The sequence below is a fragment of the Clavibacter californiensis genome, from assembly GCF_021952865.1.
In the GTDB taxonomy this organism is placed as follows: Bacteria; Actinomycetota; Actinomycetes; order Actinomycetales; family Microbacteriaceae; genus Clavibacter; species Clavibacter californiensis.
On record NZ_CP040792.1, the window covers coordinates 2,386,584 to 2,399,920 of the forward strand.

The 13,337-nt window shown below is 71.2% G+C and carries 14 protein-coding genes and 4 tRNA genes; 4 read left to right on the forward strand and 14 right to left on the reverse strand.

Going from position 1 to position 13,337, the window contains the following annotated elements:
• Positions 1–97 precede the first annotated feature (97 nt).
• From yajC to FGD68_RS11560, 12 genes are all read right to left on the reverse strand, one after another.
• A complete protein-coding gene (yajC, locus tag FGD68_RS11505) occupies positions 98–481 on the reverse strand; it encodes a preprotein translocase subunit YajC (RefSeq protein WP_237609459.1) in 384 nt (127 codons plus the stop codon).
• Positions 482–557: 76 nt separating this feature from the next.
• A complete protein-coding gene (gene ruvB, locus FGD68_RS11510; RefSeq protein ID WP_119372830.1) occupies positions 558–1,637 on the reverse strand; it encodes a Holliday junction branch migration DNA helicase RuvB in 1,080 nt (359 codons plus the stop codon).
• Positions 1,634–2,278 carry a Holliday junction branch migration protein RuvA gene (gene ruvA, locus FGD68_RS11515; protein ID WP_237609460.1) on the reverse strand — a complete coding sequence of 215 codons (645 nt, stop codon included), beginning with the start codon at positions 2,276–2,278 and terminating at the stop codon, positions 1,634–1,636. Before ruvA ends, ruvB begins: the two co-directional genes overlap by 4 nt.
• A 16-nt stretch (positions 2,279–2,294) precedes the next feature.
• Positions 2,295–2,903: a crossover junction endodeoxyribonuclease RuvC gene (ruvC, locus tag FGD68_RS11520; protein WP_237609461.1), complete on the reverse strand. Its 609-nt coding sequence runs from the start codon at positions 2,901–2,903 to the stop codon at positions 2,295–2,297.
• A gap of 51 nt (positions 2,904–2,954) precedes the next feature.
• Positions 2,955–3,722: a YebC/PmpR family DNA-binding transcriptional regulator gene (locus FGD68_RS11525; RefSeq protein WP_119372783.1), complete on the reverse strand. Its 768-nt coding sequence runs from the start codon at positions 3,720–3,722 to the stop codon at positions 2,955–2,957.
• A 77-nt stretch (positions 3,723–3,799) separates the two neighbouring features.
• A complete protein-coding gene (gene pdxT, locus FGD68_RS11530) occupies positions 3,800–4,429 on the reverse strand; it encodes a pyridoxal 5'-phosphate synthase glutaminase subunit PdxT (RefSeq protein WP_119372784.1) in 630 nt (209 codons plus the stop codon).
• A complete protein-coding gene (gene pdxS / locus FGD68_RS11535; protein WP_119372785.1) occupies positions 4,419–5,321 on the reverse strand; it encodes a pyridoxal 5'-phosphate synthase lyase subunit PdxS in 903 nt (300 codons plus the stop codon). The genes pdxT and pdxS overlap by 11 nt, the downstream gene beginning before the upstream one ends.
• A gap of 13 nt (positions 5,322–5,334) precedes the next feature.
• A complete protein-coding gene (locus FGD68_RS11540; protein ID WP_050976305.1) occupies positions 5,335–5,919 on the reverse strand; it encodes an HIT family protein in 585 nt (194 codons plus the stop codon).
• Positions 5,920–5,921: 2 nt separating this feature from the next.
• Positions 5,922–7,976: a threonine--tRNA ligase gene (thrS, locus tag FGD68_RS11545; protein WP_119372786.1), complete on the reverse strand. Its 2,055-nt coding sequence runs from the start codon at positions 7,974–7,976 to the stop codon at positions 5,922–5,924.
• Positions 7,977–8,134: 158 nt separating this feature from the next.
• Positions 8,135–8,209, reverse strand: a tRNA-Val gene (locus FGD68_RS11550).
• A gap of 10 nt (positions 8,210–8,219) precedes the next feature.
• A tRNA-Cys gene (locus FGD68_RS11555) sits at positions 8,220–8,293 on the reverse strand.
• A gap of 64 nt (positions 8,294–8,357) precedes the next feature.
• Positions 8,358–8,429, reverse strand: a tRNA-Gly gene (locus FGD68_RS11560).
• Between the two features lie 280 nt (positions 8,430–8,709).
• On the opposite strand from FGD68_RS11560, the gene FGD68_RS11565 reads away from it, so the two are divergent.
• Positions 8,710–8,782: transfer RNA gene (locus FGD68_RS11565), tRNA-Val, on the forward strand.
• Positions 8,783–8,825: 43 nt separating this feature from the next.
• Here the strand turns inward: FGD68_RS11565 and FGD68_RS11570 are convergent.
• Positions 8,826–9,785, reverse strand: coding sequence for a sugar-binding transcriptional regulator (locus FGD68_RS11570; protein ID WP_119372787.1), 960 nt, complete (start codon positions 9,783–9,785; stop codon positions 8,826–8,828).
• Between the two features lie 110 nt (positions 9,786–9,895).
• Between FGD68_RS11570 and FGD68_RS11575 the strand changes: the two genes are divergently transcribed.
• Both FGD68_RS11575 and FGD68_RS11580 read left to right on the forward strand, forming a co-directional pair.
• Positions 9,896–11,656: a glycerol-3-phosphate dehydrogenase/oxidase gene (locus FGD68_RS11575; protein ID WP_119372788.1), complete on the forward strand. Its 1,761-nt coding sequence runs from the start codon at positions 9,896–9,898 to the stop codon at positions 11,654–11,656.
• 109 nt (positions 11,657–11,765) lie between these two features.
• Positions 11,766–12,257: a glutathione peroxidase gene (locus FGD68_RS11580; protein WP_043586528.1), complete on the forward strand. Its 492-nt coding sequence runs from the start codon at positions 11,766–11,768 to the stop codon at positions 12,255–12,257.
• Between the two features lie 42 nt (positions 12,258–12,299).
• On the opposite strand, the gene FGD68_RS11585 is transcribed toward FGD68_RS11580, so the two are convergent.
• Positions 12,300–12,815 (reverse strand): mycothiol transferase, encoded by a 516-nt coding sequence (locus tag FGD68_RS11585; protein ID WP_119372789.1) that lies wholly within the window; start codon positions 12,813–12,815, stop codon positions 12,300–12,302.
• Positions 12,816–12,906: 91 nt separating this feature from the next.
• Between FGD68_RS11585 and FGD68_RS11590 the strand changes: the two genes are divergently transcribed.
• Positions 12,907–13,323, forward strand: coding sequence for a YchJ family protein (locus tag FGD68_RS11590; protein ID WP_119372790.1), 417 nt, complete (start codon positions 12,907–12,909; stop codon positions 13,321–13,323).
• The last annotated feature ends 14 nt before the right edge of the window (positions 13,324–13,337 follow it).

Consider the following 13,337-nt stretch of genomic DNA (forward strand, 5'->3'; position numbering starts at 1 on the left):
CGACGGGATCCGCGCGGCGCTCCGGATGGAGGGGTGTTCGGGTCCGGGCGGGGTGCCGCCCGGAGGGGCGGGCGACCGGTGGTCGCCCGCCGGGGGATCAGGAGCGCGCGGTGGGGGCGTCGCCGTCATCGACGCGGCGCGAGACGTCGCTCGTGCCGGTCTCGTCGACCACGTCGGCGGCGGGCGCGTCATCCGCGAGGACCGACGCGTCGTCGGCGACGGTCGGCTCGACGACGCGGGCGATCGTCTGGCGGTGCAGCTTCAGCACCGTGCCGGGCGAGACCTCGAGGTACGCGAGGTTGTTCTCCTCGTCGAATGAGACGAGCGTGCCGTAGACGCCGGACGCGGTCATGACCTCGGCACCGGGGACCATCTGCGTCTGCAGCGCGGCGAGGTCCTTCTGGCGCTTCCGGCTGTTGCGGAACATGAAGAAGATGAGCAGCGCCAGGACGGCGAACATGATGAGGGTGAACGGGTCCATGCGGGACGGGCCTTTCAGGTGCTGGGAGGTGACGGACACGACGAACCGGCGACGTTCCGCGGGAGGCCAGCTTGAATCATAGTTCATCGCCGAAGAGGGCCCCGGCGGCATCTGCCGCACCCGATGCGCGGGCGGGAGCGCCCGGCGCCGCGGGGGCCTCGAGGCCGAAGTGCTCCCACGCGGCCGGCGTCGCGACGCGACCCCTCGGCGTCCGCGTCACCAGGCCGATGCGGACGAGGAACGGCTCGACGACCGACTCGATCGTCTCCGCCTCCTCCCCCACCGACACGGCGAGGGTGTTGAGCCCGACGGGCCCGCCGCCGAAGCGCGTGAGGATGCCGCGCATGACGGCGCGGTCCAAGCGGTCGAGGCCGAGCGGATCCACGTCGTAGAGGTCGAGCGCCGCACGCACGGACTCGAGGCCCGCCTCCGTGCCGTGCACGAGCGCGTAGTCGCGCACCCGCCGGAGCAGGCGGTTCGCGATGCGAGGAGTCCCCCGGCACCGACCGGCGATCTCCGTGACCGCCTCGTGCTCGATCTCCAGGTGCAGCATGCGGGCGGCGCGCTCGATCACCTGCTCGAGCTCGTGCGTCTCGTAGAACTCGAGGTGCGCGGTGAAGCCGAATCGGTCGCGGAGGGGGCTCGGCAGCATCCCCGAGCGCGTCGTCGCGCCCACCAGGGTGAACGGCGACAGCTCGAGCGGGATTGAGGTCGCCCCCGCGCCCTTGCCCACCATGATGTCGATGCGGTAGTCCTCCATCGCCAGGTACAGCATCTCCTCGGCCGAGCGCGCCATGCGGTGGATCTCGTCGACGAACAGGATCTCGCCCGGCACCAAGGCGGACAGCACGGCCGCGAGATCGCCCGCGTGCTGGATGGCGGGACCGCTCGTGAGCCGCAGGGGTCGGCGGCTCTCCTCCGCGACGATCATGGCGAGCGTCGTCTTGCCGAGCCCGGGAGGGCCCGCGAGCAGGATGTGGTCGGGCGAGCGGTTCTGCATGGCCGCGGCCGTGAGCAGCAGCTCCAGCTGGCCGCGCACCTTGACCTGGCCGACGAACTCGGAGAGCGATCGGGGGCGGAGCGCGCCCTCGAACGCCAGCTCGGCGTCGGACTCCGGGACGGGGCTGGACGCGTCGCCGTGCTCGAGGCCGCTCACCGGTCGGCCGCCTGGCCGGTCGGGGTCGCGCCCGCGGGCTGCTGCGGCCCGAGCATGCCGAGCGCGACGCGCAGCAGGCGGGGCATGTCGGCCGGCGCGCCCTGCTCGGCAGCCGCGGCCGCGGCGTCGTCGACCGCGGTGCGAGCCACGCGCTCGGACCAGCCGAGGCCGATGAGGGCGGTGACGACGTCGGCCGTGACCGTCGAGGCGGCGGACCCCGTCGAGCGGCTGCGCGGCTGCGTGACGAACAGCTTCCCCGCGAGCTGCAGCACGATGAGCTTGGCGGTCTTCGGTCCGATGCCGGAGACGCGGCGGAACGCGGCGTCGTCCTCGGCCGCGACGGCCTGGGCCATGGCCTCCGGGTCCAGGTGCTCGAGCACCGCGAGGGCCGACTTGGGGCCGACGCCCGTGACGCCGCAGAGCAGCTCGAAGGCCCGCAGCTCGTCAGGCCCGGGGAAGCCGAAGAGCGTGAGCGAGTCCTCGCGGACGACCAGCGAGGTGAGCACGGTGGCCTCGGATCCGTGCCGCAGCTCGAGCGCGTGCTGGGGCGTCACCGAGACGCCGTAGCCCACCCCGTGCACCTCCAGCAGGAGGGTCTGACCGGAGACGGACAGCACGGTGCCACGGAGGGAGGAGATCACGCCCCAACCCTACGAGCTAGCGCCGACCCCGCTGCGCACGCTCGGCCGCGAGCCACGCGGCCTGCGCCGCGGTCGGTCCCGCGCCCGACGCCGCGTCCGCGCCGGACGCGCGTGGCGTCGGCGCCGGCGTCCCGGCGATGCCGGCGCGGGACATGCCCGCGCGCCAGCCGGCGCAGATCGCGAGGGCCAGGGCGTCGGACGCGTCGGCGGGGGTCGGCAGCTCGTCAAGGCCGAGGATCCGCGCCACCATCGTCGCCACCTGCCTCTTGTCAGCCTGGCCGTACCCGGTGACGGCGGCCTTGACCTCGCTCGGCGTGTGCAGCGCGACGTCGAGACCGCGCCGGGCCGCGCCCACGAGGGCCACGCCCGTGATCTGCGCGACGCCCATCACCGTCGAGAGGTTGTCCTGCGCGAACACGCGCTCGATGGCGACGACGGAAGGCCGGTGCCGGTCGACGAGCTCCTCGATGCCGTCACCGACCGCGAGCAGCCGGTGGTGCAGCTCGGCCGTCGGGCTGGTGCGGACGACCTGCACGTCGACGAGCCGGGCCGAGCGGTCGGCGTAGACGTCGACCACGCCGACGCCGCAGCGCGTCAGCCCGGGGTCGATCCCGAGGATCCGCACGGACGGGCCGCTGCCACCCGCGCCGCTCCCCCGCGCCCCGGCGATGGGGTCCTACTCCTCGTCGTCGTCGTCCAGCGCGGCCTGCACGTCGGCGGGTACGTCGCTGTTGACGTAGATGTTCTGGACGTCGTCCAGGTCCTCCATGGCGTCGACGAGCTTGTTCACCTTGCGCGCGGTCTCCAGGTCGACCTCGACCTTGACCTGCGGCACGAACTCCACGTCGGCGGAGTCGTAGTCGATGCCCGCGTCCTGCAGCGCCTGGCGCACGGCGACCACGTCGGACGGCTCGCAGCGGATCTCGAACACCTCGCCGTGGTCGGTCACGTCCTCGGCGCCCGCGTCGAGGACCGCCGCGAGCACGTCGTCCTCGGTCGGCGCCTCGACGTGCGGCACCGCGATGACGCCCTTGCGGTGGAAGTTGTAGGCGACGCTGCCCGGGTCGGCCATCGTGCCGCCGTTGCGGCTCATGGCCGTGCGGACCTCGGCGGCCGCGCGGTTCTTGTTGTCCGTGAGGCACTCGACGAGCATCGCTACGCCGTTGGCGGCGTAGCCCTCGTACATGATCGTCTGGTAGTCGACGACCTCGCCGAGCAGCCCGGCCCCGCGCTTGACGGCGCGGTCGATGTTGTCGTTCGGGACGCTGGTCTTCTTGGCCTTCTGCACCGCGTCGACGAGGGTCGGGTTGCCGGACATGTCGGCGCCGCCGATCTTGGCCGCGACCTCGATGTTCTTGATCAGCTTCGCGAACGACTTGGCCCGCCGCGAGTCGATGATCGCCTTCTTGTGCTTCGTGGTCGCCCACTTGGAATGTCCGGACACGGGTGGTTCTCCTTACGCGGCGTCTGCTCGCTGTCAATGATGGACCATCAGCGCATCCCGTCGAGGGACGCGGGTGGTCAGAGGGTGCGGCCCGCGTCCTCGACCATGTCGAGGAAGAGGCGGTGGAACCGGAGGTCGCCCGTGACCTCCGGGTGGAACGAGGTGCCGAGGAGGGCGCCCTGCCGGACGGCCACGACGCGGCCGTCGTCGAGCGAGGCGAGCGCCGAGGCCGCCGGCCCGACCGACGCGACCACGGGTGCGCGGATGAAGACGGCGTGCACGGGCGGGTCCCCCAGCGCGGGCACGTCGAGGTCGACCTCGAAGGACGCCGTCTGGGATCCGAACGCGTTCCGCCGCACGGAGACGTCGAGGCCGCCGATGCTGCGCTGGTCGTGGATCGCGTCGACGATCTCGTCGGCCAGCATGATCAGCCCCGCGCACGTCCCGTAGACGGGCAGGCCGTCGTCGATGGCGGCGCGCAACGGCTCCGCGATCCCGAACTGCCGCGACAGCTTGTCCATCACCGTGGACTCGCCGCCGGGTATCACGAGCCCGGAGAGGCCGGGCAGGTCCTTCGGCTGGCGCACCAGCTGCGTCCGGGCGCCGAAGCCCTCGAGCACGCGCACGTGCTCCCGGACGTCCCCCTGCAGCGCGAGGACGCCCACGAGAGGGCCGTCGCCGTGCGGAGCCGAGGTGCTACCAGCCACGCTCGGCGAGGCGGTGCGGGGCGGGGACGTCGGCGACGTTGATCCCGACCATGGCCTCGCCCAGCCCGCGCGACGCCTCGGCGATGGCGTCGGGGTCGTTGAACAGGGCCGTGGCCGTGACGACGGCCTTCGCGCGCGCGACCGGGTTGCCCGACTTGAAGATGCCGGATCCGACGAACACGCCGTCGGCGCCGAGCTGCATCATCATCGCGGCGTCGGCCGGGGTGGCCACGCCGCCCGCGGTGAAGAGGACGACGGGCAGCTGGCCCGTCTTGGACACCTCGAGCACGAGGTCGTACGGCGCCTGCAGCTCCTTCGCGGCGACGTAGATCTCGTCGTGCGTGAGGGCGCTGAGCGCGCGGATCTCGGACTTGATCGTGCGGATGTGCTTGGTGGCCTCGGAGACGTCGCCCGTGCCCGCCTCGCCCTTGGAGCGGATCATGGCCGCGCCCTCGGTGATGCGGCGGAGCGCCTCGCCGAGCGTGGTGGCGCCGCAGACGAAGGGCACGGTGAAGCCCCACTTGTCGATGTGGTTCACGTAGTCGGCCGGGCTCAGCACCTCGGACTCGTCGATGTAGTCGACCTCGAGGGACTGCAGGACCTGCGCCTCGACGAAGTGGCCGATGCGGGCCTTCGCCATGACGGGGATGGACACCTCGGCCTTGATCTGGTCGATGAGGTCGGGGTCGCTCATGCGGGCGACGCCGCCCTGCGAGCGGATGTCGGCCGGCACGCGCTCGAGCGCCATGACGGCGACCGCTCCCGCGTCCTCCGCGATGCGCGCCTGCTCGGCGTTGACGACGTCCATGATGACGCCGCCCTTGAGCATCTCCGCGAGTCCGCGCTTGACGCGGCTCGAGCCGACCTGTCCGGTGGTGTTGGTGTCAGTCATTGTGGTCCCTATCCTATTCGCCCGCGGGTGCGGGCCAGGCTGCGGCGATGGATGCGCGCACGTCGCCCAGCAGCTGCGGCAGCGCCTTGGTCTTCGCGATGATCGGCAGGAAGTTCGCGTCCTGCCCCCACCTCGGCACGATGTGCTGGTGCAGGTGCTCGGCGATCCCGGCACCCGCCACCTGGCCCTGGTTCATGCCGATGTTGTAGCCGTCGTTCCGCGACACCTCGCGCACGACCCGCATGGCGGTCTGCGTGAGGGAGCCGATCTCGGCGACCTCATCGGGGCTCGCGAGGTCGTAGGTCGCGATGTGACGATACGGGCAGACGAGCAGGTGGCCGCTGTTGTACGGGAAGAGATTGAGCAGGACGTAAGCGTGCTCGCCCCGCGCGACGATGAGCGCGTCCTCGTCCGACATCGACGGCGCGATGCAGAACGGGCACTCGTCCCGGTCCGGCTGCTGGCCCTTCTGGATGTAGACCATGCGGTGCGGGGTCCACAGGCGCTGGAACTCGTCCGGTACGCCCGCGAGATGGCCGGGGTCGTCGACGCGCACCTCCCCCCGCTCGTCGTCTCCCGCGGGCTCGTGGTCCGACATCGTCAGACGGGCCACGCGGTCACCACCTGCTCGCGCCGGGCGATAGCGCCCGTGATCCGCTCGACGGCCTCGGCCACGGGCACGCCGTTGACCTGCGTGCCGTCGCGGAAGCGGAAGCTCACGGATCCGGCAGCCCGGTCGTCCTCGCCCGCGATGAGCTGGTACGGCACGCGGGCCTTGGTGTGCGTGCGGATCTTCTTGGGCATGCGGTCGTCCGAGGTGTCGAGCTGGACGCGGACGCCCTCGGCCCGGAGCCGGTCGAGGACGCCGCCGAGGTACTCCTCGTAGTCCTCGGCCACGGGGATGCCGACCACCTGGACAGGCGACAGCCACACAGGGAACGCGCCCGCGTAGTGCTCGGTGAGCACGCCGAAGAATCGCTCGATGGATCCGAACAGCGCCCGGTGGATCATGACGGGCTGCTTGCGCGTGCCGTCGTTCGCCGTGTACTCGAGGCCGAAGCGCTCGGGCAGGTTGAAGTCGAGCTGGATGGTGGACATCTGCCACGTGCGCCCGATGGCGTCGCGCGCCTGCACCGAGATCTTGGGGCCGTAGAACGCAGCGCCCGCGGGATCCGGCACGAGCTCGAGGCCCGTGTCGACCGCGACCTGGCGGAGCGTCTCGGTGGCCTCCTCCCACACCTCGTCGGATCCGACGAACTTCTCCGGGTCCTTGGTGGACAGCTCGAGGTAGAAGTCGTCGAGGCCGTAGTCGCGCAGCAGCGACAGCACGAACTCGAGCGTGCCCTTCAGCTCGTCCGCCATGCGCTCGCGGGTCGTGAAGATGTGGGCGTCGTCCTGCGTCATGCCGCGCACGCGGGTGAGGCCGTGGATCACGCCCGACTTCTCGTTGCGGTAGACCGTGCCGAACTCGAACAGGCGCAGCGGCAGCTCGCGGTACGAGCGCTGGCGCGACCGGTAGATGAGCACGTGCATCGGGCAGTTCATGGGCTTCAGGTAGTAGTCCGCGCCCTGTCGCGTGATCTCGCCCTCCGCGTTGCGCGCCTCGTCGAGGTGCATGGCGGGGAACATGCCGTCCTTGTAGAAGTCGAGGTGGCCGCTCGTCTCGAACAGGTTCGACTTCGTGATGTGCGGCGAGTAGACGAACTCGTAGCCGGCCGTCTCGTGCCGGCGGCGCGAGTAGTCCTCCATCTCGCGGCGGATGATGCCGCCCTTGGGGTGGAAGACCGCGAGGCCGGATCCGATCTCGTCGGGGAAGGAGAAGAGGTCGAGCTCGGCGCCGAGGCGGCGGTGGTCGCGCTTGAGCGCCTCCTCGATGCGGCCCTGGTACGCGCGCAGCTCGTCCTTGGTCGGCCAGGCCGTGCCGTAGATGCGCTGCAGCTGCGGGTTCTTCTCGGAGCCGCGCCAGTAGGCGGCGGCGACGCGCGACAGCGCCCAGCCGTTGCCGACCATGCGGGTGCTCGGCAGGTGCGGGCCGCGGCAGAGGTCGCGCCAGAAGACCTCGCCGGACTTCCCGTCGACGTTCTCGTAGACCGTGAGCTCGGCGCCGCCGACCTCGACGGACTCGCCGTCCTCGCCGAGCTCCTCGGCGGATCCGCCCTTGAGTCCGATCAGCTCGAGCTTGTAGGGCTCATCCGCCATCAGCTCGCGGGCCTCCTCCTCGGAGACGACGCGCCGCGTGAAGCGCTGGCCCTGCCGGATGATGCGCTCCATGTTCTTGGAGATGGCCTTGAGGTCCTCGGGCGTGAAGGGCTCGGCGACGTCGAAGTCGAAGTAGAAGCCGTCGGTGACGGGCGGGCCGATGCCGAGCGTCGCCTCCGGGTTGATCTGCTGCACGGCCTGCGCCATGACGTGAGCCGCCGAGTGGCGGAGGATCGCGAGTCCGTCGGGCGAGTCGATGCGGACCGGCTCGACGACGTCGCCAGGTGCGACCTCGGCCGCGAGGTCCTTCAGCTCCCCGGCGATGCGCATGGCGACCACGGCGCGGTCGGAGAACAGCGTGAACCCGGTGCCCGCCTCCGTCACCTCGACCGGCTGCCCGGTCGTCTCCGCGGGCGCGGCCTCGTCGTGGATCTCGGGCTGGGCGGCGTCTACCACTGCGGGCTCCTTGCGGGACGGGGAGGGAACCGATCCAGACTACCGGCGCCCGACGGGGCGCCATCGACGAGAGGGACGTCGATCGCGTCGTCGGCGGGACCGCACGGGCGTGGGCGTCGGGGCAAAGAAGAAGGCCCCGGTCTCCCGGGGCCTTCTGGTGGTGAGCGATACTGGGATCGAACCAGCGACCTCTTCCGTGTCAGGGAAGCGCGCTACCGCTGCGCCAATCGCTCATGCACTTGCTGGAGGTGGGGACGGGATTTGAACCCGCGTGGACGGCTTTGCAGGCCGCTGCCTCGCCTCTCGGCCACCCCACCATGGGTGCTTCCACACCGGTGGTTCCCACCTTGTGAAAGGGACCCCTCTCAGGGCCCCTGTTCGAGCGGATGACGAGATTCGAACTCGCGACCCTCACCTTGGCAAGGTGATGCGCTACCACTGCGCCACATCCGCATTTCGCGCGCCGCTCCCGGCTTCCCGGCAACCCTGCGTGCTCGATGACTCTAGCCGATCTCCTGGCACGGGTGCAAAACGACGCCCACTCGGAGGCGGCCTGCACGGCGCTCGCCCACCGTTCTCCGCGTGTTCACGCGGATCCGGTGGACGAGGACACGGCGACGACCCGGGCGTGTCGCGACGACGCTCAACCCGCGGTGCAGCCGACACCGCCCCGTGACCGCGACCGCCTCCGCGGTATGGCATCATTGACGCGCACCGTCCGCGGTGCGAGCACGGGCGATTGGCGCAGTTGGTAGCGCGCTTCCTTCACACGGAAGAGGTCATCGGTTCGAGTCCGGTATCGCCCACCGAAGCAGTCCCCTCTCCCTCCCGACAGGTCGATCCGTCGCATCACGCGAGCAACGCCCGCGCCGTCCCCTCGTCGAGCACGATGTCCGTCACGAGCCCGGCGGCCAGCGCGCCGCGCACGCTGCGCCCCTTGGACGCCCCCGCGACCACGCACACGCGTCGCGGCGCCTTGCGGATCGTGGCCAGGTCCGGCCCGCTCGCCCGCGCGTTGATCGCGATGTCGGCCGACGACCCGTCCTCCCGGAAGAAGACCGTGGAGACGTCGCCCACCACGCCGTCCGCGTCGAGCGCGCGCTGGTCGGACCGCTCGAGGTAGCCGCCCGAGTAGACGTGGCTGGGCACGAGCGCGACCGGCGATCCGACGCCGAACAGCACCATGTCCATCCGCTCCTGCAGCTCGAGAACGCGCTTGGTGCTCCGCTCGCGCCACAGCGCCTGCTTGGTGGCCGGGTCGTCGAAGAACGCCGGCACCGGGAACTGCTGCACCGTGGCGCCGTACGCCTGCCCGAACCGGCGGAGGATCTCGCTCGCGTACATGATCCCCGTGGTCCGCACGTTGCCGGCCCCGTTGAGCTGCACCACGAGGGTGTTGTGCGTCGGCTTCGGCACGAGGTAGCGGCTCACCGCGCTCACCGTGGAGCCCCACGCGACGCCGACGACCATGTTCGAGTCGACGTACTGGGTGAGCATCCGTGCAGCCGAGAGCGCCACCCGGTCGACGCGGTCGACGTCGCTCGTCTGGTCCGGCACGGGCACGACGTGCGCGACCACGCCGTAGCGCTCGTGCAGCTGCTCCCCCAGCACCGTGGCGAGGTCGAGCGGCGAACGGATCTGGATGTCCACGAGGCCCGTCTCCCTGGCGAACGAGAGGAGCCGGGAGACCGACGAGCGGCTCGTGCCGAGCTCGCGCGCGATGGCCTCCATCGTCAGGTCCTGCATGTAGTAGAGGTGCGCCGCGCGCAGGGCGTCCTGGGTGCGCTCGTGCGCGATGCCGTCGACCATCCGGTCATGGTTGCACATCCGTGCACGGGCTTCGCGAGATCCGTTCGCGGGCGGATGATGGTCGCACAGCACGCGCACCACGCACGCATCGAACAGAGAGAAGCCTCCTCGTGACCACGTCGAAGAAGACCGACCTGCGGGACAACGTCGCCCGCATCCACGACCGCCCGAGCGCGCAGGTGCTCGTCATCGGCGGCGGCATCAACGGCATCGCGACCTTCCGCGACCTGGCGCTCCAGGGCGTCGACGTCGTGCTCGTCGAGCGCGCCGACTACGGCTCGGGCGCCTCGGCCGCCAGCTCGCACATGATCCACGGCGGCATCCGCTACCTCGAGAACGGCGAGTTCCGCCTCGTGCGCGAGTCCGTCGAGGAGCGCAACGGCCTCATCCGCATCGCTCCCCACTACGTGAAGCCGCTGCAGACGACCATGCCGATCTTCTCCACGTTCTCCGGCATCCTCAACGCGCCGCTGCGCATGCTCACCCACAAGCAGCGCTCCACGAAGGAGCGCGGCGCGCTCCTCATCAGCGTCGGCATGACGCTGTACGACTCCTTCTCCCGTGACGGCGGCTCGGTCCCCCGTCACCGGTTCCGCATCGGCAAGGCAGCCCGCGAAGAAATGCCCGCGCTCAACAAGGACGTCAAGTTCACGGGCACCTACTACGACGCCTCCGTCCACGAGCCCGAGCGCCTGGCGCTCGACGTACTGAAGGACGGCCTGGCCGCGGGCGACCACGCGCGCAGCGCCAACTACCTCGAGGCCGTGGGCGTCGCGGACGGCGGCGTGAAGCTGCGCGACGTGGTCTCCGGCACCGAGTTCGTCGTCACGGCGGACGTCGTCGTCAACGCGTCCGGCCCCTGGACCGATCTCACCAACGAGGCCATGGGCGGCGACACGAAGTTCATGGGCGGCACCAAGGGATCGCACATCGTCGTCGACAACGCCGAGCTGCTCGAGGCCACCAAGGGCCGGGAGATCTTCTTCGAGAACAACGACGGCCGCATCGTCCTCATCTACCCGCTCAAGGGCCGCGTCCTCATCGGCACCACGGACATCGACGCGGACCCGAGCGAGCCCGCCGTCTGCACCGAGGAGGAGGTCGACTACTTCTTCGACCTCGTCAAGCACGTCTTCCCGCAGATCGAGCTGAACCGCGACCACATCGTGTACCGCTACTCGGGCATCCGCCCGCTGCCGCGCCATGAGGACACGGCGCCCGGCTTCGTGTCGCGCGACTACCGCATCGTCGAGACCGAGATCCACGGCCTCGCCGACAGCAAGGTGCTGAGCCTCGTCGGCGGCAAGTGGACGACGTTCCGCGCGCTGTCCGCGCACCTCTCCACGGAGGCCACCACGCGCCTCGGCGTGGAGCGCTCGGTCGACACGACGGGCATGCCCATCGGCGGCGGCAAGGACTTCCCGTCCTCCAGCACCGCCCGCGCACGCTGGATCGCGACGCAGGCCGCTCGCGCCGAGGGCATCGGCACGGAGCAGGTCGACCGCCTGCTCAACCGCTACGGCACGCGCGCCACGAGCGTCATCGACGTCCTCTCCGGGCAGCCGTCGACGCCGCTCGCGACCGACCCGCAGCTGACGCGAGCCGAGATCGCGTACTTCGCCACGCACGAGGACGCGGTGCACCTCGCCGACGTCGTCCTGCGTCGCACGAACCTCGCGTTCGTCGGCGGCGTGACGCACGAGATGCTCGCGGAGATCGCGGACGTCCTGCAGGAGGCCATCGGCTGGAGCGACGACGAGCGCGACGCGGAGATCCAGGACACCGTCGACACCCTGCGCACGCACCACGGCGTCGACGTCGGCGCCACGAAGGTCGCGGCCGACGCGACCGTCACGGAGTTCGCGAACTAGCAGCGCGCACGGCGGATCCGATCCGCACCCGGGAGGCCGGTCGTCGAGAGGCGACCGGCCTCTCGCCATGCCGGGAGGCGCTGTCAGGGGACGGGACTACGTTCGGGCCATGACGAATCCCCGGCTCGACCCGATCCCGCTCACCACCCTCCAGGGCGAGGCCACCACGTTCGGCGCGTACGCCGACAAGGTCGTGCTGGTCGTCAACGTCGCCTCGCGCTGCGGCCTCGCGCCGCAGTACGAGAAGCTCGAGCAGCTGCAGCGCACCTACGGCGAGCGGGGCTTCACCGTCATCGGATTCCCGAGCAACCAGTTCCTCCAGGAGCTCGGATCCGCGGAGGCCATCGACGAGTACTGCTCCACCACCTGGGGCGTCACCTTCCCGATGATGGAGAAGGTCAAGGTCAACGGCCGGTCCGCCCACCCCGTCTACGCGGAGCTGACGAAGACGCCCGACGCGGACGGGAAGGCCGGCCGCGTGAAGTGGAACTTCGAGAAGTTCGTCGTCACGCCGTCGGGGGCCGTGCACCGCTTCCGCCCCACGGTCGAGCCCGACGCACCCGAGATCGTGTCGCTGATCGAGGCCGAGCTGCCCGCCTGAACCCGGTTCGCTCGGATCCGCGCCCGTCCGGTGCCCCCGCCGTCAGCGGCGACGGGCGAGGAGACCCGCGAGGTAGGACGCCTGCCCGGCGTGCTGCAGGTCGTCCGAGAGCACGCTGACGAGGCGGGCGCCGAGCGTCACGGGCGGGGTCCAGTCCTGGTCCACCACGCGGGCGAGCTCGGCGTCATCGAGTCCCGCGAGGTAGGCGAGCGTTGCGAACTGCACGGCGTCGAGGTAGCCGACGAGGAGCTCCGCTGTGACGCCCTCCAGCGCCGCGACGTCCTGGGGCGACTGGCCGTATCCGGTCGCCGACTCCTCGAACGGGAGGGCGAAGCGCCCCGCCCATCCGCCGGTCGACCAGGTCTGGTCGTGGCCGGCGACGTCGGCGACCTGGGCGTCCTGCACGCGGGCGAGGTGCCAGACGAGCCAGCCGATGGAGTTGGCCTCGGGATCCGGGCGGAAGGCGAGCTCGTCGGCGTCGAGGCCGTCGACGGCATCGCGCACGATCTCGGCGATGCGCCCGTAGGCGTCCACGAGCAGGTCGGTGGCGGGGGTCATGGTGCGCTCCTCATGTCGTGGATCGAGCGGGTCCGCGGGGGCGGCCGCTCCCCCATCCTGCTCCGGGTCGCCGGCGTGGGAGGCTCGGAGGATGACGCGCCTCTCCCCCGACGCCCCGTGGTCGACGCCGGACGACGACGCCTGGTGCCCGTGCACGAGCGGCGATGCGTACGGCGCGTGCTGCGGCCCGCTGCACCGGGGCGGAACGGCCGCGCCGACCGCCGAGCGGCTGATGCGCTCCCGCTTCGCCGCCTACGCGCGCGGCGATGCGGCCTACCTCGCCCGCAGCTGGCACCCGTCCTCGCGACCCGAGGAGATCGTCCTCGACCCGTCCGTCCGCTGGTTCCGGCTCACCATCCACCGCAGGTCGCTCGGCGGTCCCGACGACGCGACGGGCGTCGTCGACTTCGAGGCGTCGTTCCGGCACCACGGGGAGCGCGGCAGCCAGCGCGAGGCGAGCCGCTTCGTGCGGCACGCGGGATCCTGGGTCTACCTCGACGCCCTCTGACCGCGGCGCGGCGG